Source organism: Streptomyces sp. NPDC041122 (assembly GCF_055592445.1).
The window spans coordinates 238,867-263,699 of the sequence record NZ_JBVIYQ010000002.1 but is presented as its reverse complement, the minus strand read 5'-3'; the positions used below and the strand labels follow the sequence as shown (position 1 = coordinate 263,699).

Annotated in this window: 19 protein-coding genes and 1 pseudogene; all 20 read left to right on the top strand. The window is 72.7% G+C overall.

Annotated features, from left to right (window positions below; translation table 11 throughout):
• The first annotated feature begins 23 nt into the window (after positions 1–23).
• A complete protein-coding gene (locus ACZ6B8_RS07465; RefSeq protein WP_471606587.1) occupies positions 24–680 on the top strand; it encodes a response regulator in 657 nt (218 codons plus the stop codon).
• Positions 677–1,795, top strand: coding sequence for a PAS domain-containing sensor histidine kinase (locus tag ACZ6B8_RS07460; RefSeq protein ID WP_471077035.1), 1,119 nt, complete (start codon positions 677–679; stop codon positions 1,793–1,795). The genes ACZ6B8_RS07465 and ACZ6B8_RS07460 overlap by 4 nt, the downstream gene beginning before the upstream one ends.
• Positions 1,792–2,193 carry a response regulator gene (locus ACZ6B8_RS07455; RefSeq protein WP_471077032.1) on the top strand — a complete coding sequence of 134 codons (402 nt, stop codon included), beginning with the start codon at positions 1,792–1,794 and terminating at the stop codon, positions 2,191–2,193. Before ACZ6B8_RS07460 ends, ACZ6B8_RS07455 begins: the two co-directional genes overlap by 4 nt.
• A gap of 128 nt (positions 2,194–2,321) precedes the next feature.
• Positions 2,322–3,191 carry a helix-turn-helix domain-containing protein gene (locus ACZ6B8_RS07450; RefSeq protein WP_471606586.1) on the top strand — a complete coding sequence of 290 codons (870 nt, stop codon included), beginning with the start codon at positions 2,322–2,324 and terminating at the stop codon, positions 3,189–3,191.
• Positions 3,188–3,391: a DUF397 domain-containing protein gene (locus ACZ6B8_RS07445; RefSeq protein ID WP_471077025.1), complete on the top strand. Its 204-nt coding sequence runs from the start codon at positions 3,188–3,190 to the stop codon at positions 3,389–3,391. Before ACZ6B8_RS07450 ends, ACZ6B8_RS07445 begins: the two co-directional genes overlap by 4 nt.
• A gap of 468 nt (positions 3,392–3,859) precedes the next feature.
• On the top strand, positions 3,860–5,338 hold the full coding sequence (locus tag ACZ6B8_RS07440; protein ID WP_471077022.1) for a sugar transferase: 1,479 nt from the start codon (positions 3,860–3,862) through the stop codon (positions 5,336–5,338).
• Between the two features lie 90 nt (positions 5,339–5,428).
• Positions 5,429–6,754 carry a nucleotide sugar dehydrogenase gene (locus ACZ6B8_RS07435; protein ID WP_471606585.1) on the top strand — a complete coding sequence of 442 codons (1,326 nt, stop codon included), beginning with the start codon at positions 5,429–5,431 and terminating at the stop codon, positions 6,752–6,754.
• Positions 6,744–8,018: a glycosyltransferase family 4 protein gene (locus tag ACZ6B8_RS07430; RefSeq protein WP_471077016.1), complete on the top strand. Its 1,275-nt coding sequence runs from the start codon at positions 6,744–6,746 to the stop codon at positions 8,016–8,018. The genes ACZ6B8_RS07435 and ACZ6B8_RS07430 overlap by 11 nt, the downstream gene beginning before the upstream one ends.
• Complete coding sequence (locus ACZ6B8_RS07425; protein WP_471606584.1) at positions 8,015–9,382, top strand: Wzz/FepE/Etk N-terminal domain-containing protein; 1,368 nt, start codon at positions 8,015–8,017, stop codon at positions 9,380–9,382. Before ACZ6B8_RS07430 ends, ACZ6B8_RS07425 begins: the two co-directional genes overlap by 4 nt.
• Entirely contained in the window at positions 9,379–10,902 is a 1,524-nt protein-coding gene (locus ACZ6B8_RS07420; protein WP_471606583.1) for a Wzz/FepE/Etk N-terminal domain-containing protein, read from the top strand. The genes ACZ6B8_RS07425 and ACZ6B8_RS07420 overlap by 4 nt, the downstream gene beginning before the upstream one ends.
• A 3-nt stretch (positions 10,903–10,905) precedes the next feature.
• Complete coding sequence (gene asnB / locus ACZ6B8_RS07415) at positions 10,906–12,831, top strand: asparagine synthase (glutamine-hydrolyzing) (RefSeq protein WP_471606582.1); 1,926 nt, start codon at positions 10,906–10,908, stop codon at positions 12,829–12,831.
• Between the two features lie 27 nt (positions 12,832–12,858).
• Entirely contained in the window at positions 12,859–15,069 is a 2,211-nt protein-coding gene (locus ACZ6B8_RS07410) for a bi-domain-containing oxidoreductase (protein WP_471606581.1), read from the top strand.
• Positions 15,066–17,060 carry a heparinase II/III family protein gene (locus tag ACZ6B8_RS07405; protein ID WP_471606580.1) on the top strand — a complete coding sequence of 665 codons (1,995 nt, stop codon included), beginning with the start codon at positions 15,066–15,068 and terminating at the stop codon, positions 17,058–17,060. The genes ACZ6B8_RS07410 and ACZ6B8_RS07405 overlap by 4 nt, the downstream gene beginning before the upstream one ends.
• 15 nt (positions 17,061–17,075) lie before the next feature.
• The gene (locus ACZ6B8_RS07400; RefSeq protein ID WP_471607166.1) at positions 17,076–18,590 is read left to right on the top strand and encodes a right-handed parallel beta-helix repeat-containing protein; all 1,515 of its coding nucleotides are present in this window, start codon (positions 17,076–17,078) and stop codon (positions 18,588–18,590) included.
• 1 nt (position 18,591) lies between these two features.
• Complete coding sequence (locus tag ACZ6B8_RS07395; protein WP_471076998.1) at positions 18,592–19,824, top strand: O-antigen ligase domain-containing protein; 1,233 nt, start codon at positions 18,592–18,594, stop codon at positions 19,822–19,824.
• A 2-nt stretch (positions 19,825–19,826) separates the two neighbouring features.
• A pseudogene (locus ACZ6B8_RS07390) lies at positions 19,827–21,098 on the top strand (glycosyltransferase); the annotation flags it as partial.
• Positions 21,099–21,101: 3 nt separating this feature from the next.
• Positions 21,102–22,355, top strand: a complete 1,254-nt coding sequence (locus ACZ6B8_RS07385; protein WP_471078431.1) for a class I SAM-dependent methyltransferase — start codon at positions 21,102–21,104, stop codon at positions 22,353–22,355.
• Entirely contained in the window at positions 22,352–23,158 is an 807-nt protein-coding gene (locus tag ACZ6B8_RS07380; RefSeq protein ID WP_471606579.1) for a glycosyltransferase family protein, read from the top strand. The genes ACZ6B8_RS07385 and ACZ6B8_RS07380 overlap by 4 nt, the downstream gene beginning before the upstream one ends.
• On the top strand, positions 23,155–23,802 hold the full coding sequence (locus ACZ6B8_RS07375; RefSeq protein ID WP_471076992.1) for a PIG-L deacetylase family protein: 648 nt from the start codon (positions 23,155–23,157) through the stop codon (positions 23,800–23,802). Before ACZ6B8_RS07380 ends, ACZ6B8_RS07375 begins: the two co-directional genes overlap by 4 nt.
• A gap of 3 nt (positions 23,803–23,805) precedes the next feature.
• A complete protein-coding gene (locus ACZ6B8_RS07370; protein ID WP_471606578.1) occupies positions 23,806–24,831 on the top strand; it encodes an NAD-dependent epimerase/dehydratase family protein in 1,026 nt (341 codons plus the stop codon).
• The last annotated feature ends 2 nt before the right edge of the window (positions 24,832–24,833 follow it).

Genomic DNA, 24,833 nt, shown 5'->3' with positions numbered 1-24,833 from the left:
CCGCCACCTGCGAGGATGCCTCCATGCCTGCACCGTCCCCGAAGAGCCGCCCGGTAAGGGTCCTGCTGGTGGAGGACCACGACATGGTGGCCGAGGCGATCCGCCTCGCCCTGGAGCGGTCGCCCGATCTGCGGATCGTGGGGCACTCGGCATCGGTGGCCGCCGCCCTGGCCGACGCGGCACGGTGCGAGCCCGACGTCGTCCTCATGGACCGGCGCCTCCCGGACGGTGACGGCATCGCCGCCATCGCCGACCTGGTGGCCCTCATACCGGACGTCCGCGTCCTGGTCCTGACCGGCGAGGGGAGCGGATCGGTGGCCGCCCGCGTCGCCGAGTCGGGCGGGGCCGGGCTGATCCTGAAGGCCCGCGGGCTGAACGAACTGGAGGAAGCCGTACGCCGGGTGGCGGCCGGCGAGGTGGTGTTCAGCCCGGACCTGCTGGGCGACGTGCTGGAGCGGCTGAGCGGCAGGGCCCCGGGCATCGGCGCCAACCTCACCCCGCGGGAGCGCGAGGTCCTCGGCCTCCTCGGCGAGGGGCGCACCACCGCGCAGATCAGCGAGCGGCTGGGGGTCGCGCTCAACACCGGGCGCAACCACGTCCAGCGGGTGCTGGAGAAGCTGGGCGCGCGCTCGCAGCTGGAGGCCGTGACGATCGCCCGGCGCGAGGGGCTCCTGACGTGACGCCGGAGCCGTGGGACGAGCGGCAGCCGCGCAGGCAGGCGGCGCCGATGTCGGAGGCCGCCTTCACGCTGCTGGTCCAAGGGGTGCTGGACTACGGCATCTTCATGCTCGACCCGCAGGGCTACATCATCAGCTGGAACGCCGGGGCGGAGCGGATCAAGGGCTACCGCGCCGAGGACATCGTCGGCCGGCACTTCTCCGTCTTCTACCCGCCGGAGGACCAGGCCTCCGGCAAGCCGCAGTGGGAGCTGGAGACCGCCGTGGCCGACGGCCGCCTGGAGGACGAGGGGTGGCGCGTCCGCAAGGACGGCTCCCGGTTCTGGGCGAACGTCGTCATCACCGCGCTGTGGAACGACGAGGGCGTGCTGCAGGGGTTCGGCAAGGTCACCCGCGACATGTCCGAGCGGCGGGCCGCGCAGCACGCGCTCAGTGAGCGCCGGCGCCTCTTCCACCACCTGGTCCAGGCGCAGGAGACGGAGCGGCGCCGCATCGCCTGGGACGTCCACGACGACTCGATCCAGGCGATGGTCGCCGTCGGGATGCGGCTGGAGCTGCTGGCGGACCGGGTGCCGGAGGCGTACGCGGCCGAACTGACGCGGCTCGACACGTCGGTGCGCGAGGCGATCACCCGCCTGCGCAGCCTGACCTTCCGGCTGCACCCGCCCGGCATCGACCGGCACGGCCTGGTCGAGGGCCTCTCCAGCCACCTGGAGGACGTGGTCGGCTCCTCGTGGGAGATGGCCTACTCGTTCACGCACGAACTGGAGCACGAGCCGTCCCCCGAGACAGCCGTCACCATCTTCCGTATCGTCCAGGAAGCACTCCTGAACGTGCACAAGCACGCGCGCGCCGGCCGGGTCGACGTGCGGCTCGCGTCGGCCGACGGGGGCATCGTGACGCGGGTCGTGGACGACGGCACCGGCACGCCGGTGTCGCGGGACGGGGTCCGCGACCACTTCGGGGTGATCGAGATGCGGGAGAGGGCCGAGACGGCCGGAGGATGGTGGTCCATGCACAGCCGCCCCGGGACGGGGACGACCGTCGAGTTCTGGGTGCCGAACCCGCCCCCCGCCGTGCCGGCCGCCGGACCGGAGCCGAAGAGCGACATGCCGTGACCGCTGCGGCCGAGGACGGCTCCCCCCGTTCACCCTTCTCGGTGCTCCTGTGCGACGACAACGCCCTGCTCCTGGAGACGCTGGACGAGGTCGTGCGGTCCCAGCCCGACCTGATGGTCGTCGGCACCGCGCGCGACGGCGAGGAGGCGCTCCGGCTCGCGGCGCTGCACCGGCCGGACCTCGTCGTCCTCGACGTCCGCTTCCCCGGCGGCGGCCCCACCGTCGCCCGGGGCATCGCCGACTGCTCGCCCACCAGTCGCGTCGTGGCGTTCTCCGCCTACGACGACAAGGGCTCCGTGGAGCAGATGACGAACGCGGGCGTCCGCGAGTACGTGCTCAAGGGAGCGAGCAACCGCACCCTCCTCGCGGCCCTGCGCCGGGCGGCGGAGGCGGCCTAGTCACCGGACCGGCGACTGGTACTCCGCGATGGAGTACCAGTACGGAGGGTGGACACCCCGGCGACGGAACGTGACGATGGCCGGGTCGGGAGTGGAGCGCGGGGCAGGCGTACGGGAGGTGTCCGCGCATGACGGACGGTACGGGCGGCAGGGGCGGTACGGGTGGTTGGTCCGGCGGGAGCGAGCCGGAGGTGTCGGACAGCCTCAGGACGTTCGGCGAGGTCTTCAAGGCCTTCCGCAAGCGGGCGGGCCTGACCCAGGAGGAGTTCGCCGAACTGGTCCCGTACTCGGTGCAGACCGTCGCCAAGATCGAGCAGGGCCGCCGCTTCCCCCAGCCGGACTTCGTGGAGCGGGCCGAGGAGGTCCTGGACGGGTTCGGGGCGCTGCGGGGCGCGGCGCGGCATCTGTCCCGGCAGCCGGGGCTGGCGAGCTGGTTCCGGCGGTGGGCGCAGTTCGAGGCGGACGCGGTGAGCCTGAACACGTACGAATGCCGGGTGGCACCGGGCCTGTTGCAGACGCAGGCGTACGCGCGGGCGGTGTCGTTCAGCGTGCCGCCGCTGCCGGACGAGGAGCAGTTGAGCGAGCGCATCAGCGCCCGGCTCGCGCGGCAGGACCTGCTGGCCACGAACCGCAAACCGCCGACGTCGTTCAGCTTCATCGTGGAGCAGGCGGTCCTCGAACGGCGCACGGGCGGCGACGAGGTGACACGGGAACTCTTGGACCATCTGCTCGGCGTGATCGACCGGCACTGGAACGTGGAGTTCCAGCTGATGCCGCTGCGCCAGCCGAAGCACGCGGGGCTCGATGGTCCGCTCCAGCTCGCGGAGACGCCGGACCACCGGTGGTTCGGCTACTCGGAGGGGCAGGAGAACGGACGGCTGATCCAGGACCCGAAAGAGATCAGCCGTCTCCAGCAGCGCTATGCCAAGATGCGCTCACAGGCCCTGACCCCCGAGGGCTCCCTGGGCCTGCTGGAGCGGATGCGAGGAGCGCTATGAGCACGTCCGAACTGGCCTGGTTCAAGAGCAGTTACAGCGGCTCGCAGGGTGACAGCTGTGTCGAGGTGGCGCTGTCCGGAGCGGCCACGACGCCCGAAGGGGCCGTCCACGTACGGGACTCGAAGCTGGCGCGGAGTCCGCGGCTCGCGGTGGCGCCCGAGGCATGGCTCCGCTTCCTCTCGTACGCGACACGCGACTGACCCCGTCACACCCGCCACAACACCCGAGGGCCCCGCCGGTTTCAACTCCGTTGCGGGGCCCTCCATTTGTGGCCAAGCGACGCGAATAAGCCTTTCCAGCGGCCGGTCGGCAAGCCTGAGCACAAATTCCACACATCCCCTCTCCATAGCGGGCTCGATGGTCTAGATTGACCGTGCTTCAGCTGTTCAGAACTGAAGCGACCGGTTCCTGGAACCCGAGAGGGGTCCTTGGGTGTGGGGAGCACCCGAGGTTGAGACGGGTTCCCGTGTGCGCACAAAGCCGGCAGGGACTGCGCGTTCGCTGTCGCCTGCGTGAATCACATCCAGTAACGCGGCAGGGGCCAGTACGTCATGCGCGGAAGGCCGAGCCTTCCGCGGGGGGAAGAACAGCGCGGAGCGGGAGGCTGGGGTGCCTTCCGGGGCACCAGTGCGAGTTGAACACGAACCACTGCAGACCTGGGGGGTCCTGTGCAGCAGGGGGAATTAGTCAACCCGTTTCCGTCGGCGCGGGGGCGTCTGGCGAACGGGACCATCAGCCGGCCCGCGATGGAGTGGGAGCAGCGGTACCGCCGCATCGTGATCACCAGCGATACGGTCGCCACTGCCTTCGTCGTGGCATCGATCGGCGGGTTCTTCGGAGTCAGAGACGCCGCCAACTGGCACGAGAAGTGGAGGATTCTCGCCTTCGGCACCGAACTGCTGGTGCTGGTGGCGCTCGCGATGAGCCGGGCGTGGGCACCGGCCGTGCTCGGCCAGGGCGCGGAGGAGTTCCGCAGGCTCGGGCGCTCACTGTTCACGGCGGCCGTCGTGCTGTCGCTCGGCGGGATCGCCCTGGCCTCCCGCAACATCAAGCTCTGGATATTCGTCGCCATCCCGGCCATCGCGCTCGTCACCATGACCGAGCGGTATCTGCTCCGGCTCTGGCTGCACAAACAGCGCAAAGAGGGGCGGTGCCTGCGCCCGGTGCTCGCCGCCGGGAGCCCGGCCACCGTGCGCGACCTGATCGCCAGGACCCGCAAGTTCCCGCACCTCGGCTGGCGCGTGGAGGCGGTGTGCACACCGGACGACCACGGCATCGACAGCGACCACGTGGACGGCGTGCCGGTCGTCGGGCGGCTGGCGGACGTCGCGGGCCACGTGCGCGGCGACGGCTACCGGGTCGTCGCGGTCACCCCGGACCCGCACTGGTCACCGGACCGGCTGCAACGCCTTGCCTGGAACCTGGAGGGCAGCGACGCCGAGATGGTCGTCGCCCCCGTCCTGATGGAGGTGGCGGGGCCGCGGCTGCACGTCGACGCGGTGCTCGGGATCCCGCTGCTGCGGGTCAGCATGCCCACCTTCACCGGCGGGCGCCGGGTGGTGAAGGGAGTCGTCGACCGGCTGGGCGCCGCGCTCCTGCTGCTGCTCTTCGCGCCGCTCATGGTGGTCGTCGCGCTGCTCGTCATGGCGGACAGCCGCGGCGGAGCGCTCTACCGCCAGCGAAGAGTGGGCAAGGACGGCTGCGAGTTCACCATCTTCAAGTTCCGCACCATGGTCACCGGCGCCCACACGGCACGGGCCGCGCTGGCCGACCACAACGAAGGCGCCGGGCTGCTGTTCAAGCTCCGCCAGGACCCGCGGGTCACCCGAGTGGGCACGGTGCTGCGCCGGTACTCGATCGACGAGCTCCCGCAGCTGTTCAACGTACTCACCGGGTCGATGTCGCTCGTCGGCCCGCGGCCCCCGCTGCCCGAGGAGTCCGCCGCGTACGGCCCGGACATCCGGCGCCGGCTGCTGGTCAAGCCCGGGCTCACCGGGCTGTGGCAGATCAGCGGACGCAGCGACCTGCCGTGGGAGGAGGCGGTCCGGCTCGACCTGCGGTACGTGGAGGACTGGTCGCTCGCGCTCGACTCGGTGATCTTGTGGAAGACGCTGCGGGCCGTGCTCAAGGGCCAGGGGGCCTACTGATGTCCGGGGGCCATTGATGTTCGGGGGGCGCCGCATCACCGGCGCAGGAAGCGCGGGCCGACAGGGCCCGCCTGGGGGGAGGAGAGCGTCATGAGAGTCAGCGTCTTAGGGCTCGGATACGTGGGCTGCGTGTCGGCCGCGTGCCTGGCGGGACAGGGTCACCAGGTCATCGGGGTCGACGTCAACCAGGCCAAGGTCGACCTGGTCAACGCCGGCAAGGCCCCGGTGGTCGAGGAGAGGATCGGCGAACTCGTCGCCGGCGTCGTGGAATCCGGGGCGCTGCGCGCCACCCGCGACGTCCGCGACGCGGTCCTCAACAGCGACATGTCGCTGATCTGCGTGGGCACCCCGTCGGAGCCCAACGGCAGCCTGTGCACCACCTACTTGGAGCGGGTCACCGAGCAGATCGGCGCCGCGCTGGCCGAGCGGGGCAAGGAGGCGGGGCGGCACACCGTCGTCTTCCGCAGCACCATGCTCCCGGGCACCTGCCTGAACCTGCTGGTGCCGATCCTGGAGAAGCACGCCGGCGGCACCGCCGGGACGGACTTCGGGGTCGCGGTCAACCCGGAGTTCCTGCGCGAGGGCACCAGCGTGCGGGACTTCTTCGACCCGCCGAAGACCGTCATCGGCGAACTCGACCCGGCCAGCGGCGACGTGGTGGCGGCGCTCTACGACGGCCTGCCCGGCGAGGTGTTCCGGGTGCCCGTCCCGGCGGCCGAGGCGATCAAGTACGCGGACAACGCGTTCCACGGCCTCAAGATCGGCTTCGCCAACGAGCTGGGCTCGGTGTGCCAGGCGCTCGGGGTGGACTCGCACCAGGTGATGGACGTGTTCCTCGCCGACCGCAAGCTGAACATCAGCCCCGCCTATCTGCGGCCCGGCTTCGCCTTCGGCGGCTCCTGCCTGCCCAAGGACCTGCGCAGCCTGGTGTACGCGGCACAGCGCGCGGACGTCTCGGTGCCGATCCTGTCCCACGTCCTCGCCTCCAACGCCGACCATCTGCAGCGCGCGGTGGACCTCGTCGAGCGCACCGGCAAGCGGCGCGTCGGGCTGTTCGGGCTCTCGTTCAAGCCCGGCACCGACGACCTGCGCGAGAGCCCGCTCGTCGAGCTGGCGGAGCGGCTCTTCGGCAAGGGGTACGACCTGCGGATCTACGACGCCAACGTGAGCCTGTCCCGGCTCATGGGCGCCAACCGCGAGTACATCGAGACCCGGTTGCCGCACCTCGCGCAGCTGCTCGCCGACTCCGTCGACGAGGTGCTCGACCACGCCGAGGTGTGCCTCGTCGGCAGCAGCGATCCCACCGTCCTCGCGGCGCTGCCGCACGGCGGAGCACCGGTGATCGTCGACCTCATCCGCCTTCCCGACGCCGAGACGCGCCGGACCGAACCGGGGTACCTGGGCCTTGCTTGGTGACACGACGTCCGGGGACGCGACGGCCGGTGCGGGCCGGCGCGCGCTGGTCCTGGTGGAGAACCTGTCCGTGCCCTTCGACCGGAGGGTGTGGCAGGAGTGCACCACGCTGCGCGACGCCGGGTGGGAGGTGCACGTCATCTGCCCGCAGGGCACCAAGCGGGACACGGAGCCGGAGGCCGAGATCGACGGGGTGCGCATCCACCGCTACCCGCTGCGCGCGGCCACCGGAGGCCCGGCCGGCTATCTGCGCGAGTACGGCACGGCGCTGTGGCACACGGCCCGGCTGGCCCGCGCGGTCGGCCCGGTCGACGTCGTCCACGCCTGCAACCCGCCCGACCTGCTGTTCCTGCCCGCGCTGTGGCTGAAGCGGCGCGGCGCGCGGTTCGTCTTCGACCAGCACGACCTGGTGCCCGAGCTGTACCTCTCCCGGTTCGACCGGGGGAAGGACCTGCTCTACCGGGGCGTGTGCGCGCTGGAGCGGATGACGTACCGGGCGGCGGACGTCGTGCTCGCCACCAACGAGAGCTACCGGGACGTCGCGGTGCGCCGCGGCGGTCAGCGGCCGGAGGACGTCTTCGTGGTGCGCAGCGCGCCCGACGTCGACCGCTTCCACCCGGTGCCCGCGGAACCGGAGTTGAAGCGCGGCAAGCCCCATCTGCTGTGCTACCTGGGCGTCATGGGGCCGCAGGACGGCGTCGACTACGCCCTGCGGGCACTGGCGAAGCTGCGCGACGACCTCGGACGGACCGACTGGCACGCGGTGTTCGTCGGCGCGGGCGACGCCTTCGACGCGATGGTGGAGCTGTCGAAGCGGCTCGGCCTGTCGGATCAGGTGCAGTTCACCGGGCGCATCCCGGACGCGGACCTGGCGCGCTATCTGTCCACCGCGGACGTGTGCCTCTCCCCCGACCCGCGCAACCCGCTCAACGACGTGTCGACCATGAACAAGGTCCTGGAGTACATGGTGATGGGCCGCCCGATCGTCTCGTTCGACCTGCGCGAGGCGAGGGTCTCCGCAGGTGACGCGGCGCTCTACGCGCCCGCCAACGACGAGGCCGAGTTCGCCCGGCTCGTCGCGCTGCTCCTGGACGACCCGGAGCAGCGGGCCGAGATGGGCAAGCTCGGCCAGGAGCGGATCGGCGGACAGCTCTCCTGGCGGAACTCCCAGCGCTCGCTGCTCGACGCCTACGCCGCCGCCACCCGAGGCCGCGCCCCGGTCTCGGCGGCCTCCCGAGTCCGCACAGGGAAGAGGCAGCGCAGTTGAGTGAGGACGCCATACGCCTGGTCACCATCGGGCGGATCTTCCGGCGGCGCTGGCGGCTCCTCGCCGTCGCCGCCGTTCTGGGCGCCCTGGTCGGCTACGGCGCCTCACTGCTGTTCCCGCCGACCTACACGACGTCGACCTCGGTCCTGCTGGCCGGTCAGTGGGAGGAGCGCGAGCTGCTGACCCAGGCCGAGATCGCGTCCAGTTCGGCGGTGGTCGACCGCGCGGCCGCCGCACTCGACTGGGACGGCGTCGACGCCGGTGACCTGGGCGACCAGGTGAGCGCCAAGGCGGCCGACGGCAACATCATCAAGATCTCCGGCACGGCCGAGACCCCGGGGCGCGCCCAGCGCCTCTCCGACCAGGTGGCCCAGGAGTTCGTCACCTTCGCCGCGCGGATCGCGGGCGACGGCACCAACGCCGACGAGGAGGAGGGGCCCCAGGCGCTGCGCGACCGGGTGACGGAGACCAACCGCCGCATCTCCGACCTGGCCGACGCGGCGGACCCGGGGCGGACCGTGGAGAGCGTGCAGGCCCGCACGGAGCTGGAGAAGCTGCGCACCGCGCTGCAGGAGGCCATGAAGAAGCTGGACGACGCGGACCCGGCGACCAACAAGGCCAACATGGTCGTCATGGGCCCCGCCGCCCGGCCGAGCGGCGAGGCGCCGCCGACGCGGACGCAACTCATCGTCGCCGGGGCGGTGTTGTTCTTCCTGCTCGCCGTCGTCGGCCACCTGGCCGCCGCCCGGACCCACCGCGGGCTGCGCACCGAGGGGGAGATCGCCGCGGCGCTCGGCTCGACGCCGATCGGGACCGTCGACGTGCCCGGCGACCGCGGCCTGCCCCGCTCCCGGGGCCGCGGCCCGCGCTGGCTCCGCCGGCTCCTCGGCGCCGACGTCCGGTGGGACCTGCCGGCCCCGCGGCCGTCGGCCGGCGCGGCGGGACGGCAGACCAGATACCGGCGGGTGTGCGTCCGGCTGCGCAACCAACTCCCCTCCCCCAGACGGATCCTGGCCGTCGTGCCGGAGGGCGACGAGATCGCGCTGCGGGCCGCCGGGCAGCTCGCCGCCGAGGCCGGGAGCGACCCGCTGCTGCGCGTGGTGGAGGTCTCGGTGACCCGGCCGCTGGTGCCGGACCGCGGCACCGAGTCCGGCGCCCTGGTCGTGCTGAGCCCGGGCTGCTGGACCGCGGGAGAGCTCGCCGGTGTCGCCGGGGCGTGCGCGGACGGCCGGCACGAGGTCGTGGGCGTCGTCCTCGCCGACCCGGTCAGGGCCGACCGTGCGGAGCGCGCGACCGAGGCGCCGGGCCCCCGGCGCGCGCGGGCGTTCGCCGTGGGGGACGACGCGCGAGGAGGTGCGGTGTGACGACGGACAGGACATCGGAGCCGGGATCCTCTCCCCTCTTCGACCTGCACGCGCTGGTGGTCGCCGTGCGCAGACGCCGCCGCTTCTGGTGCTCCCTCGCGCTGCTCGGGCTGCTCGCCGGTGCCGCGCTCGCCGTACTGCGCCCGCCGCCGCCCGCCGCGACGACCAAGGTGCTCGTCACCCACCAGGACGACCAGCCCAACGACACCGGCACGCTGATCCGCACCGACGTCGAACTGCTCGGGACCACCCGGATCGCCGGACAGGCCCTGCGGGCCCTCAAGTCCCCGGAGAAACCGGAGGACTTCATGGCGGACTACCGCGGGACCGGCGTCACCAACAACCTGCTCCAGATCGACGTGACCGGCGCGAGCGACGCGGACGCGGTGGCCCGGGCCAAGGCGCTGGCCGACGCGTTCGTCGCCGACCACGTACGGCGGATGCGGGAGACCGCCAAGGCCGAGGCCAAGGCGCTGACCGCGCAGCGGGACCGGATGCGCAAGGAGCTCGGGCAGATCAACGACTCGATCGGGACCCGCTCGCCGGACAGCGACCCGCAGGGCTCGGCGAGCATCGAGTCGCTCTACGCCCGCCGCGCCGAACTGAACTCGCGCATCGCCGACTTCGACCAGCGCGCCGAGGAGGCGCGCATCGGCACGCCCAAGCTCGTCGCGGGCACCCGGATCGTGGACACCCCGCGCGCCGTGCACCAGTCCCTGCCGAAGTCGGCCGTCACCAACGCCGGGATCGGGTTCTTCCTCGGGCTCTTCCTCGGCCTCGCGGTGGCCGCGGTCGGCTCGGTGGTGGCGGACCGCCCCGTGCTGCGCCGGGAGATCGCGGCGAACCTCGGGGCCTCGGTCATCACGGAGCTGCGCGCCCTGCCCCGGCGCTTCTCCTGGCCGTGGCGGCTGCGCAGGACCCGGGCGGCCCACGAGCGGGTCACCACGACGCTGGCCCGCACCGTGCGCGGCGCCTCCGAACCGGTGTCGCTGCTCGAACTGGGATGCGCGCACAGCACGAGCGTGCTCGCCAGGAACGTCGCCGCCGCCCTGGCGGCCGAGGGCCCCGTGGTCCTCGTCGACGGCCTGCCGGGCCCGCACCTCGCCGAGGCCCGCCGGGGGCCCGGCGACCCGGACGTGGTCAGCGGCGAGCAGGCCGCCGCCCTGCCGCGCCAGGTGCGCAGGATCGGCGTCGGCTCGGTCGCGCCCGGCACCGCGTGGACCGACCTGCAGTACCTCGGCGGCCAGACGGTGCTCGTGGTGCGCGCCGGACACGGCAGCGCCGGCTGGCTGCACACCGTGGCGCGGCAGCTCGCCGACCAGAACATCCCCGTGCTCGGCGTGGTGCTGGTCGACCCCGACCCGCGCGACCGGACCGACGGCACGCTCTGGGACGGGCTGCACATCGCGCTGCGCGGCCACGGCGAGCGGCTGGCCCGGGAGAGCGTACGGGGCCGGGCGCGCACGGAGCGCCCCACGAGAGCGGTACGCGTACCCGACAGTGACAAGGAGGCGAGGTAGCACATGTGTGGCATCGCAGGCACGTACCGGTGGCCGGACGGAAAGGCCGTGACCGACCGGCTCACCGAGACCCTCGCCCATCGCGGGCCGGACGGGGCGGGGCGGTACAGCCACCCCGCCGGTGACGGCGACGTCCAGCTCGGCCACCGCCGGCTGGCCATCATCGACCTGTCCGAGACCGGCGCCCAGCCGATGGTCTCCGACGGGCTCGCCCTCACGTACAACGGCGAGCTGTACAACGCCCCCGAGCTGCGCGCCGAGTTGGCCTCCGCCGGGGTGCGCTTCCGCGGCACCTCCGACACCGAGGTGGTCCTTCAGGCCTGGCGGCGCTGGGGCACCGACTGTCTGCACCGGCTGCGCGGCATGTTCGCGTTCGGGATCTTCGACGAGCGCACCGGCGAGCTGGTGCTCGCCCGCGACCAGCTCGGCATCAAGCCGCTGTTCCTGCTCCGCCGCGGTCCGGGCCTGGTGTTCGCCTCCGAGCTCAAGGCGCTCGCCGCCGTGACCGGCGGCTCCCTCGACGTGGATCCCGGGGCGCTGGTGGCGTCGCTGCTGTACTACTGGGTGCCGGACTCGCGCTGCGCGTACCGCGAGGCGGAGAAGCTGCCGCCGGGGAGCTGGCTGCGGTGCCGGCCCGACGGCCGGGTCGACCGCGGGCGGTTCTGGAGCCTGAAGGACGTCGCCGCGAAGGGCCAGGAGCGGGCCCGGTCGGGCGAGTCGCCGGACATCGCCGCCGTCGTGGCGGAGTCGACGCGCCGGCACATGCTCTCCGACGTGCCGGTGGCGACGTTCCTCTCCGGCGGTCTCGACTCCAGCTATCTGACCGCCCTGGCCGCCCGCCACCAGCCCGGCATCTCCGCGTACACGATCGGATTCCGCGCGGAGGACGCCAAGTTCGAGGCGATGCCGGACGACCTGCGCTACGCCCGCCAGGTGGCCGCGCGGTACGGCGTCGACCTGCACGAGATCGAGATCGCGCCGAACGTCCTCGACCTGCTGCCGCAGATGACGTACCACCTGGACGAGCCGATCGGCGACCCCGCCGCGATCAACACCTATCTGATCTGCTCGGCGGCCCGGGAGGCCGGCGTCAAGGTGATGCTCTCCGGGATGGGCGCCGACGAGCTGTTCGCCGGGTACCGCAAGCACCTGGCCAACACGCTCGCGCTGCGCTACCAGCGCGTCCCGCGGCCGTTGCGGCGCGCGCTGTCGGGGGCCGTGGACCGGCTGCCGGTCGCCACGGCCCGGCGGGGGTACCGGTCGGTGCGGTTCGCCAAGCGGTTCCTCTCCTTCGCCGATCTGCCGGAGGAGACCGCGTTCCGGCGCAGCTACACCATGTACGACCGGGAGGAGCTGCTCGCCCTGGTCGATCCGGACCTGGCCGGGACGGTCGACGACGTGGTCACCGAGCATGCGGACGTCTACGAGGACAACGACCTCGACGACTTCGTCAACCGGATGTGCCTGGCCGACGCCCGGATGTTCCTGCCGGGCCTGAACCTCGCCTACACGGACCGCTCCAGCATGGCCGCGTCGACCGAGGTGCGGGTGCCGTACGTGGACGTCGAGGTGGTCGAGGCGGCGTTCGCGGTGCCCGGCAGCCGCAAGATCGCGGGGCGGCAGGGCAAGGCCGTCCTCAAGGAGGCGGCCACCTCGGTCCTGCCCCGGGAGATCGTGTACCGGCCCAAGGGCCTGTTCAGCGCCCCGCTGCGGGCCTGGATGAGCCGCGACCTGGCGCCGCTGGTGCGCGAGGTGGTGAACGACGGGGTCCTTGTCACCTCGGGGATCCTGCGCCGCGACGCGCTGGCGCGCATGGTCGCCGAGGACGCCGCCGGACAGCGGGACTTCTCCAAACATCTGTGGCATGTGCTGACCCTCGAGTACTGGTATCGCGGCGCGACCTCTGGGTCCGACCGGAGCACTCGGTAAACGGCTTAGGAATTCAGAGGAGTACGGGTGAAGCAGGTTGTACAGAACTACAAGAGCGGCGAGCTGGCGGTCCTGGACGTGCCGGTTCCCGGGTGCAAGGCGGGGGGTGTGCTGGTCCGCAGCGCCTTCTCGCTGATCTCCACCGGGACCGAGCTCATGAAGGTCTCCGAGGCCGGCATGTCGATGGTCGGCAAGGCCCGCTCGCGCCCCGACCAGGTGGCCAAGGTCATGCAGAGCGTCGCCACCAACGGGGTGCCCGCCACCTATCGCAAGGTGATGGGCAAGCTCGACTCCTACACGCCGCTCGGCTACTCGCTGTGCGGGGTGGTCGAGCAGGTCGGCGCCGGGATCGACGACGTGTCCGTCGGCGACCTGGTGGCCTGCGCGGGCAACGAGCACGCGCTGCACGCCGAGGTGAACTGGGTGCCGAAGAACCTCTACGCCCCGGTGCCGGACGGCCTCGCCTCCCGGCACGCGGCCTTCGGCACCGTCGGCTCGATCGCCCTGCAGGGCGTCCGCCGCGGCGAGCCCCAGCTCGGCGACGTGGCGCTGGTGATCGGCCTCGGTCTGATCGGACAGCTGGTGGTGCAGCTCCTGACCGCCTCCGGAGCCCGCGTGGTGGGCGTCGACCCCGACCCGGCGCGCTGCGAGCTCGCCGAGCGGCTCGGCGCCGCGGCCTGCGGCGACCCCGAGTCCTCCGCGGTGGAGAACGCCGTCGCCGAGCTGACCGACGGCCACGGCGTGGACCAGGTGTACCTGGCCGCCGGCGGCGGCAGCAACCAGCCGGTCGAGCTGGCCGCCCGGCTCTGCCGGGACCGGGGCCGGGTGGTCGACATCGGCAAGTGCCGCCTCGACCTGCCGTGGAACGCGTACTACGAGAAGGAGCTCGACGTACGGTTCTCCCGCAGTTACGGCCCCGGGCGCTACGACCCGGCGTACGAACTGGAGGGGCGCGACTACCCGATCGGCTATGTGCGCTGGACCGAGCGCCGCAACCTCGCGTGCTTCCTCGACCTCGTCGCCCGCGGCCGCGTCGACGTGGAGCCCCTGGTCTCCCACACGGCCGACTTCGCCGACGCCGTCGAGACGTACCAGCGCCTCAAGGACGGCGACCTGAAGGCGGTGGCGGTGCTGTTCCGCTACCCCGAACCCGCCGTCGAGGAAGGCGAGTCGGGAGAGAAGGACGGGGCTGGCGCGCCCTCGGTCACCGTGCCCGAGGTGAGGCGGAGCTCCGGCGGCACGTCCGCTCCGGTCCGGGCCGCGAAGGCCCCCGTGCGCCTCGCGTTCGTCGGCGCCGGGAACTACGCGACGTCGATGCTGCTCCCGCACCTCCAGGGGCGCGAGGGCGTCGAGCTGGCCACCGTCGTCACCACGACCGCGCTCTCCGCGGCCAACGCCCGGCGCAAGTTCGGCTTCACGGAGGCGACCACCGATCTCGACGCCGTCCTCGGCGACAAGTCCGTCGACGCGGTGTTCGTGGTCACCCGGCACAGCTCGCACGCCGAGCTGACCCGCAAGGCGCTCCTGTCCGGCAAGGCCGTGTTCGTGGAGAAGCCGCTGGCGCTCTCCGAGGACGAGCTGGCGAGCGTCCTCGCGACGGTGGAGGAGTCCGGCAACGACCGGCTGCAGGTGGGCTTCAACCGCCGCTTCTCGCCGCTGCTGCGCGAGGCCAAGCAGCGGTTCGGCGCCCGGAGCGGCCCGGCCCACCTGCGCTACCTGGTCAACGCGGGCCGGTTGCAGCAGGGCAGCTGGTACCTCCAGCAGGGCACCGAGGGCTCGCGGTTCGCCGGTGAGGGCGGGCACTTCATCGACACGGCGAGCTGGCTGCTCGGCGCCGACCCGGTCTCGGTGTACGCGGTCGCCACCTCGGGCCACGAGGACCTCCAGGTCGTGCTCCGCTACCCCGACGGGTCGACGGCCACCATCAGCTACGTCACCACCGGCCCTTCGAGCTTCCCCAAGGAGACCCTCGACCTGGTCGCGGACGGCCGCGCCCTGCGCCTCGACGACTTCGTGCGCGCCTCGGTCCACGGCCCCAAGAAGTGGGTCAGTTCCCGGCTGCCCAAGGCCAGGGACAAGGGTCAGTCCGCCGAACTGGCCGCGTTCGTACGGGCCGTGCGCTCCGGCGGCCCGATGCCGGTGCCGCTGGAGTCGCTGGTCGCCACCACGGCGGCCACCCTCGCCGTGCGGACCGGCCTGGCCGCCGGCGCGCCGGTGACGCTGGCGGGCGAGCGATGACGCTGAGCGCGGGCTGGTACCTGCGGCGGCTGTCCCGGATGGGGCCCCGGGAGGTCGGCGGCCGGATGGGCGACGCGGTGCGCCGACAGCGGTGGCGCTCGGAGCCGCCGCACTGCCCGCCCGTGTCCGGCGCCCGCTTCACCGCGGTGCTGCCCGCGGGGGCGGTCGCCGCGATCCCGCCGGACGCCGCGAAGCGCCTGGTCGCCGAGGCGGACCGGCTGATGGCCGGGCACGTCACGTACTTCGGGGTGGACCGCGACGACCTGGCGGATCCGGACTGGTGGCTCGACCCGAAGACCGGGCGCCGCGCCCCGTGGGACTACGCGTTCGACGTGCCGTACCGGGACGAGGACGCGGCCGGGGACGTCAAGCAGATCTGGGAGCTCTCCCGGCACCAGTACCTGACCGTGCTCGCCGCGGCCTACGCGGTCACCGGCGACGAGCGGTACGCCGAGCGCGTGGCCGGGCACCTGCGCTCGTGGTGGGCGGCCAACCCGCCGCTGCGCGGGGTGCACTGGGTCAGCGGCATCGAGCTGGGCATCCGGCTGCTCTCCTGGGTGTGGGTGCGCCGGCTGCTCGACGGCTGGTCCGGGGTGCGGGGCCTGTTCGAGGACAACCCGACGGCGCTGAACCAGATCTGGCACCACCAGCGCTGGCTCGCCGCCTTCCCCAGCCGTGGGTCGTCGGCGAACAACCACGTCATCGCGGAGGCCGCCGGACAGTTGGCCGCGGCCTGCGCCTTCGGGTGGTTCCCCCGGTCCGCGCGCTGGCGGGCCGACGCGCTGCGGTCGCTGGAGCGGCACCTGCGCGGCAACACCTATCCCTCCGGCCTCAACCGGGAGCTGGCCACCGAGTACCACGGCCTGGTGCTCGAACTGGGGCTCGCCGCGGTCGCCGAGGCGGACGCGGCAGGGGCGGTGGTCCCGGCGAGCGTCCGGCCGGTGCTGCTGCGGATGACCGACGCGCTCGCGGCCGTCGTCGACAACCGGCTGCGCCCGCCGCGGCAGGGGGACGCGGACGACGGTCACGGTCTGGTCCTGGACGGCGCGGGCACCGACCGCTGGGGCTCGCTCCTCGCCACCGGGGACGCCGTGTTCGGGCGGCTCGACTGGTGGCCGAAGGTGACCGGCACCGATGTGCGCACGCCGCTGCTCGCCGCGCTCCTGCGCCCCTACGGGAAGCCGGGGACCGCGCAGGCCGCGGCCCGGCCGGAGAGCCGGCCGGACCACTTCGCCGACGCGGGCCTGACGATCCTGCGCGGCCCGGAGGAGATCTGGTGCCGGTGCGACGGCGGCCCGCACGGGTTCCTGTCCATCGCCGCGCACGCCCACGCGGACGCGCTCTCCGTGGAGGTCCGGCACGACGGGGTCGACGTGCTCGCCGACCCCGGGACGTTCTGCTACCACGGCCAGCCCGAGTGGCGGCGGTACTTCCGGTCGACGCTCGGCCACAACACCCTGGAGCTGGACGGGGCCGACCAGTCCGTCTCCGGCGGCCCGTTCCTGTGGACCCGGCACGCCCGCGCCCGCGTCCTGGTCGCGGAGACCGGCGACGCGTCCGAGAGGGGGACGGCCCGCTGGTGCGCCGAGCACGACGGCTACCCGGACGCCACGCACCGCCGTAAGGTCGAACTGACGGCCGCGCGACGGGAGTTGACGGTGGTCGACGAGGTGCGCGGCTCGCGCGGAGCCGTACGCCTCGCCTTCCACCTCGGCCCGGCGGTCGCCGTGGACCTGGTGGACAGCCGGGCCGTGCTGACCTGGACCCGGGACGGCGAGGACCGCTCCGCGGTGCTCGACCTGCCCGGGGAGCTCTCCTGGCGGGCGCACCGCGGCGAGAGCGAGCCGCCGCTCGGCTGGTACTCCCCCGGCTTCGGACGCAAGGAACCCGCCACCACGCTGATCGGCACCGGCACCGGCCCCGTCTCCACAGGGACCCATTCCGTCGACGGCGTGCGGGAGTTCACCACCGTCCTCACGTTCCGGGGTTAGGGAGGCCACGTGGTGATGAAGAGGCGGCTCGGGGCGTGGTCGGCGGCACCGCTGGTGGTGCTCCTGCTGGCGGCGGCCGGCTGTGACGACGCGCCGGCCCCGCGGGCCAGGCCGGCGGCCGCGCCCGCCACCCCCGTGGCCCGGGTGTGCGCCAAGCCCGAACCCGGTCCCGCGAAGGCACCGGCGGGCGCGGTGACGGTCGACCCCGACAAGGTGGGCGACCTGGTCGCCAAGACCAAGAAGAGCCCGCCGCGCACCACGTTCTGGCTGGAGCCGGGTACGCACCGCCTCGCGTCCGACCGGTTCGCCCAGGTCATCCCGAAGAAGGGGAACCGCTATCTGGGCGCGCCCGGCGCGGTCCTCGACGGCGGCAAGCGCAACCAGTACGCCTTCGGCGGCACCGCCCGCGACGTCACCCTCGGCCATCTGACCGTCCAGCGTTTCGTGGCGCCGCCGGACGAGGGCGTGGTCAACCACGACTCGGCCGACGGCTGGGTGATCGAGCACGCGACGATCCAGCACAACACCGGTGCCGGGCTGATGGCCGGCGCCCGGCAGCGGGTCCGCGCCAACTGCCTGCGGGAGAACGGCCAGTACGGCATGAACGCGTACAAGGCCAAGGGACGGATCAGCGGTCTGGTCGTCGAGGGCAACGAGATCGTCGGCAACAACACGGGCGACTGGGAGCGGAAGCGGAAGGGCTGCGGCTGTACCGGAGGCGTCAAGTTCTGGGCCGTCGACGGCGCCGACGTGCGCGGCAACTGGGTGCACGACAACCGCGGCACCGGCCTGTGGGCGGACACCAACAACAACGACTTCCGCATCGAGGGCAACGTCCTGGAGAAGAACGACGGGGCGGCGCTGATCTACGAGACCAGCTACAACGCGGTCATCCGGAAGAACACGATCCGGCGGAACAACTGGGTCGAGGGGCGCCGGTACGCCGACCGCGGCGACTCCTTCCCGCTCGCGACCGTCTACATCTCCGAGTCGGGCGGCGAGCCGCGGGTGAAGGCGCGTACGGACAAGATCGACATCGACCGGAACACGCTGGAGGACAACTGGTCGGGCATCACCCTGTGGGAGAACGCCGACCGGTTCTGCAACAGCCCGGCCAACACCTCGTCCGGCGACTGCACGCTGCTGGTCAAGGACACCAAGCGCTGCGCGCGGCCGGGCATCACCAAGGAGCCGCTCTACGCGGACTGCCGGTGGAAGACCCAGCGGGTGGACATCCACGACAACCGCTTCGTGCTCGACAAGGCCGTCGTCGAGTGCACGATGAAGTGCGACCGGATGGCGGTCCTCGCCAACTACGGCACCTACCCGGACTGGTCGCCCTACATGGGCGAGCGGGTCGCCGAGTCGATCACCGGCAAGCAGCACAACCGCTGGCGCCACAACGCCTACGTCGGACCGTGGAAGTTCGTGGCGCACGACCCGAGCCGGGTCCTCGACTTCGGGCAGTGGCAATCCGCCCCGTACCGGCAGGACGACCGCAGCACCCTCCGCACCCGGGCGGGTGATTGAGATGCCCGCGGACCACACGGCACGGACCGTCGCCGTCGCCTGGGGGCTGCTGGTCCTCAACACCCTCGGCTCCGCCGGGGCGAAGACCATCGTGCCGCTGCCCCGCTCCCTCATCCAGATGGCCACCATGGGCGCGCTGGTGCTGGCGTTCGCGCTGGCGCTCGCGGTCAACCTCACGCTGCGCATCCGGCCGGGCGCGTACGTCTTCCTGCTCACCCTGCTGCTCGTGCCGAGCCTGATCTCCAGCGTCAACCCGGACTCCGGGTTCGGCGCGCTGTTCCGCTGCGGCAGGCTGGCGCTCTTCGTCGCCACTCTGTGGCTGCTCAGCCGCTGGTGGGACGGGGGCGTGAGCTTCGTCAGGCACCACATCCGGATGTACTTCGTGGTGCTCGGGTCGGTCGCCGCCGGCCTGGTCATCTCACCGGGCGCCGCGCTGCCCGACCTCTACGGCGGGCGGCTCGTCGGCGCGCTGTGGCCGCTCACCCCGCCGCAGATCGGGCAGTACGCCGCGGTCATCATCGGGCTCACCGTGCTGCTGCTCCTGGGCCACAGGACCGACCGGACCAGTGCGGCGCTGGTCATCGTGCCGTCCTTCGTCCTGCTCGCGCTGACCCACACCCGGACGGCCACGCTCGGCCTGTTCATCGGGCTGGCGCTCGCGATCTGCTCGCTGCTGCTGACCAGCTCCGCCGCCCGCCGGTTCTTCACCTGGGCGGTGCTGATCGCCACGGTGGCCGCGGTGGCGTTCAGCTCCGCGCTCCAGGCGTGGTTCCTGCGCGGCCAGACCGAGGAGAACTTCTCCAACCTCACCGGCCGGGCCAAGGTCTGGGACGCCCTCCTCGCGGCCCCCCGGTCGACGTCGGAGCAGCTGTTCGGGATGGGCCTCGGCGACAAGTCGTTCGGCGGCCTGCCGATCGACAACAGCTGGCTCGCCGTCTACCAGGAGCAGGGCCTGACCGGCACCGCCATCGTGGCGGCGATCATCCTCGTGCTCGGCGGCGTCGCGCTGCTGCGTCCGCCGTCCCTGCAGCGGGCCTGCGCCATCTTCCTGATCAGCTACTGCGCCATCGCCTCGTACACCGAGGCCGGTCTCGGCGACGCCTCGCCGTATCTGCTCCATCTGGCCGTGGCCGCCTCGCTGTTGGCGGCGCCCGCCGCGGCCCTGCCGCTCCCGGCGCCCGCGGCCTCCCGACGACGTGTCCCGCGCTGGGCGCGCGGTTCGGAGGTGATCTGACCGTGCGCATCCTCGTGGTGCACAACCGCTACGCCTCGGCGCAGCCGAGCGGCGAGAACAAGGTCGTCGACCAGGAGACCGAGCTGCTGCGCGCGGCCGGCCACCACGTCGGCCTGTTCGAGCGGCGCAGCGACACCATCGCCGCCCGGTCCCTGCCGGGCAAGGTCGCGGTGCCGCTGCTCGTGCCCTGGAACCCGGCGGTCCGCTCGGAGCTCGCCGCCCGGCTGCGCGCCGAGCGCCCGGACGTCGTGCACCTCCACAACGTCTTCCCGCTGCTCTCGCCCGCGGTCATCGCCGCCTGCGCCGACGCGGGCGTGCCCGCCGTCGCCACGCTGCACAACTACACGCAGATCTGTCCGCCCGGCACGCTCCAGCGGGACGGCAAGCCGTGCACCGAGTGCGTCGGCAGGGCGCCGCTGCCCGCCGTCCGGCACGGCTGCTACCGGAACTCCCGCCTCGCGACGGTGCCGTTGGCGGTCAGCCTGTCGGTCAACCGGCGCCGGTGGTGGACCGGCGTGGAGCGGTTCTTCTGCATCTCCGCGGCGCAGCGCGAGGTCCTGGTGGCGGCCGGCATGCCGGCCGAACGCCTCGCGGTGAAGCACAACTTCGTGCCGGAGCCGGAGGAGCGCCGGGTGGGCGACGGCGAGCACCTGCTCTATCTCGGCCGCCTCGCGGAGGCCAAGGGCGTGCGGCTGCTGATGGCCGCGTGGGACGAGCTCGCGGCGGACGGCGGGGTGGGCGTGCCGCTGATGATCGCCGGGACGGGCCCGCTGGAGCCGGAGGTGACGGCGTGGGCGGCGGGCCGGCACGACGTGCGCTACGTCGGCCTGTACGACACCGCGGAGTGCCGCAAGGCGCTCGCGCGGGCGGTCGCCGTGGTCGCGCCCTCGACCTGGCTGGAGGCCTTCGGCCTGGTGGTCGTGGAGGCGATGGCGGCGGGCGTGCCGGCGGTGGCCGCCGGGCACGGCGCCTTCGTCGAGCTCGTCGAGGACGGGGTGACCGGGCTGCTGCACCGGCCGGGCGACGCCGCGTCGCTCGCGTCCCGCATACGCCGGATCGCGGTCGATCGGAGCCGCAACCGGGAGATGGGCCGGGCGGCCCGGGGCCGGTACGAGCAGGGGTTCAGCCCCGCCGTCGGTCTGGAGCGCCTGGTGGAGGGGTATCGCACCGCGATCGCGGTGCGGGCCGGCGACGGGAACGGTCCGTCGCCGGCAGGGGGAATGGAAACACGGGCTCGTGGCGGGGACACCCGTACGGGCAGGGATGGGGGCAGTGAGATGACACGATGCCGACTCTGCGGCTCGGCGGCGCTGGAGAGCGTGGTCGACCTGGGGGCGACCCCGCCGTGCGAGAGCTTTCTCGCCGCGGACCGGCTGGACGAGCCGGAGCCCGCGTACCCGCTGCACCTGCGGGTCTGCACGGAGTGCTGGCTCGCGCAGATCCCGCCGCTGATCACGCCGGAGGAGACGTTCAAGGAGTACGCGTACTTCTCCTCCTTCTCGACGTCGTGGGTGGAGCACGCGCGCACCTTCGTCGCCGACGCCGCCCGGCGGGTGGGGCTCGGCGCCGACTCCTTCGTGGTCGAGGTCGCGAGCAACGACGGGTATCTGCTCAAGCACGTGGTGGACCGGGGGATCCGCTGCCTGGGCGTCGAGCCGTCGGTGAACGTGGGTGCCGCCGCCAGGGAGGCGGGCGTGCCCACGGTCACGGAGTTCCTGAGCCCCGAGACCGGCGCGGCCGTCCGTGCCGAGCACGGCCCGGCCGACCTCGTCGTGGCCAACAACGTGTACGCGCACATCCCGGACGTGGTCGGATTCACCGAGGGGCTGCGCGCCCTGGTCGCCGACGACGGCTGGGTCTCCATCGAGGTGCAGCACCTGCTGACCCTGATCGAGGAGAACCAGTACGACACGATCTACCACGAACACTTCCAGTACTACACGGTCGCGTCGGCGGCGCGGGCCCTCGCGAGCGGCGGACTCGCCCTCGTGGACGTCGAGTTGCTGCCCACGCACGGCGGCTCCATCCGGCTGTGGGCCCGCCCCGCCGAGGTCGCGGGCGAGCCGACGCGGCTGGTGAGCGAGGTCCTGGACCGGGAGAAGGCGGCCGGCCTCCAGGACCTGTCCGGGTACACCGAGTTCTCCTCCCGGGTCGCCAAGGTCCGCAGGGACCTGCTGAAGTTCCTCATCGAGGCGGCCGAGCGCGGCGAGACGGTCGTCGGCTACGGCGCCCCGGGCAAGGGCAACACCCTGCTCAACCACTGCGGCATCCGGCCCGACCTGCTCGCGTACACGGTCGACCGGAACCCGTACAAGCACGGCCGGTTCACCCCGGGCACCCGCATCCCCATCCTGGCGCCCGAGCGGATCGCCGCCGACCGGCCCGACTACGTCCTCGTGCTGCCCTGGAACCTGCGGGCCGAGCTGGTCGAGCAGCTGTCCTACGTGCACGAGTGGGGCGGCCGCCTGGTCTTCCCCGTCCCGGAACTGAGCGTCGTCGACGCCCCGTCTTCGAAAGAGGCCACAGCATGAAGGTCGTTCTGTTCTGCGGCGGTTACGGGATGCGGATGCGCGACGGAGCCGCCGACGACATGCCCAAGCCCATGGCGATGGTCGGCCCCCGGCCGCTGATCTGGCACGTCATGCGCTACTACGCGCACTTCGGGCACAAGGAGTTCATCCTGTGCCTGGGCTACGGGGCGCACCACATCAAGAACTTCTTCCTCAACTACGAGGAGACGACGTCCAACGACTTCGTGCTGCGGGGCGGCAGGACCGAGCTGCTGTCCACCGACATAGCCGACTGGACGATCACGTTCGCGCAGACCGGCATCGAGTCGCCGATCGGCGAGCGGCTGCGCCGGGTCCGCCACCACCTGGACGGCGACGAGATGTTCCTCGCCAACTACGCGGACGTGCTCACCGACGCCCCGCTGCCGGAGATGATCGACCGGTTCGCGCGGCGGGACGCGGGCGCCTCGATGATGGTGGTGCCGCCGCAGTCCTCCTTCCACTGCGTGGAGCTGGGCGAGGACAACCTGGTGGGCGGCATCACGGCGGTCAGTGAACTGCCGCTGTGGGAGAACGGCGGCTACTTCGTGCTCCGCCAGGAGGTCTTCGACCACCTACCGGAGAACGGCGACCTCGTCGCCGACGGCTGCGCCCAACTGGCCAAGCAGGGACGCCTGGTGGCCCACCAGCACCGCGGCTTCTGGAAGCCGACCGACACGGTCAAGGAGCGGGCCGCGCTGGATGCCGCGTACACCCGCGGCGAGCGCCCGTGGGCCGTGTGGGAGCGCGACGGCGTCCCGACGGACGCCGGGGTGCGCGCGTGATCCGGCTCGGGGCCGGACGGCTGGAACGGATCGTCGCGGTGGGCGCGCACTGCGACGACATCGCCATCGGCGCCGGCGGCACGCTGCTCACGCTGTGCCTGGCCCGGCCGGGCGTCCGCGTCGACGCGCTGGTGCTCTCCGGCGGGGGCGGCGAGCGGGAGCAGGAGGAGCGGGCCGCGCTCGCCGCGTTCTGCCCCGGTGCCGATCTGCGGCTGACCGTCCTCAAGCTGCCGGACGGGCGGCTCCCCACGCACTGGGAGGAGGCCAAGGCCGCGGTCGAGGAGCTGCGCGCGCAGAGCGATCCCGACCTCGTCCTCGCCCCGCGCACCGACGACGCGCACCAGGACCACCGGGGCCTGGCGCAGCTGATCCCGACCGCGTTCCGCGACCACCTCGTGCTCGGGTACGAGATCGTCAAGTGGGACGGCGATCTCGGCCGGATGGCCGCGTACCAGCCGCTCTCGCCGGAGACCGCCGAGCGGAAGGTGCGCCTCCTTCAGGAGCACTACCCCTCGCAGCGGCACCGGCCCTGGTACGACCGGGAGGCCTTCCTCGGCCTCGCGCGGATCCGCGGCATCGAATGCCACGCGCGGTACGCCGAGGCGTTCGCCGTCACCAAACTCACTCTCGACCTGGGGGAATGAACCTTGCGCGTACTGCTGACCGGACATCAGGGCTACCTGGGCACCGTGATGGCCCCGGTCCTCGCGGCCGCGGGCCACGAGGTCACCGGCCTCGACTCCGGCCTGTTCGCCGACTGCGTCCTCGGCCCGCGGCCCGTCGACCCGGCGGGCCCGCGGGTGGACCTGCGGGACGTCACGGCCGACCACGTGGCCGGGTTCGACGCGGTGATCCATCTGGCCGCGCTCTCCAACGACCCGCTGGGCTCGCTGGCGCCGGAGCTCACCTACGACATCAACCACCACGCGTCCGTACGGCTGGCCCGGCTGGCCCGCGAGGCCGGGGTGGGGCGCTTCCTGTACGCGTCCACCTGCTCGGTCTACGGCGCCGCGGGCGGCGGCGAGCTGGTCGGCGAGGACGCGCCGCTGCGCCCGGTGACCCCGTACGCGGAGTCCAAGGTGCGGGTGGAGGGCGACCTGCACGCGCTGGCCGACGACGACTTCAGCCCGGTGTACATGCGCAACGCCACCGCTTTCGGCTTCTCGCCCCGGCTGCGCGCCGACATCGTCCTGAACAACCTGGTGGGCCACGCGTTGCTCACCGGCGAGGTGCTGGTGCTCTCCGACGGCACGCCGTGGCGCCCGCTGGTGCACGCCGCCGACATCGCGCGGGCCTTCACCGCCGCGCTGAGCGCGCCCAGGGAGGCCGTGCACGACCGGGCGTTCAACATCGGCAGCGAGACCAACAACGTCACGGTCGCGGAGATCGCCGAGCAGGTCGCCGCGTCGGTGCCCGGCTCGAAGGTGGTGATCACCGGCGAGAACGGCGCCGATCCGCGCTCCTACCGGGTGGACTTCTCCCGGTTCCGCGCCGCGGTGCCCGGCTTCGACTGCGCGTGGACGGTGCAGCGGGGCGCGCTCGAACTCGCCGAGGCCTACCGCGCACACGGCCTGACCCAGGACGACTTCGAGCAACGCTTCACGCGGCTGGCCGTGCTGCGCGCGGCGTCCGAGGCGGGCACCGTCGACGACACCCTGCGGCGGCGCCGGTGACC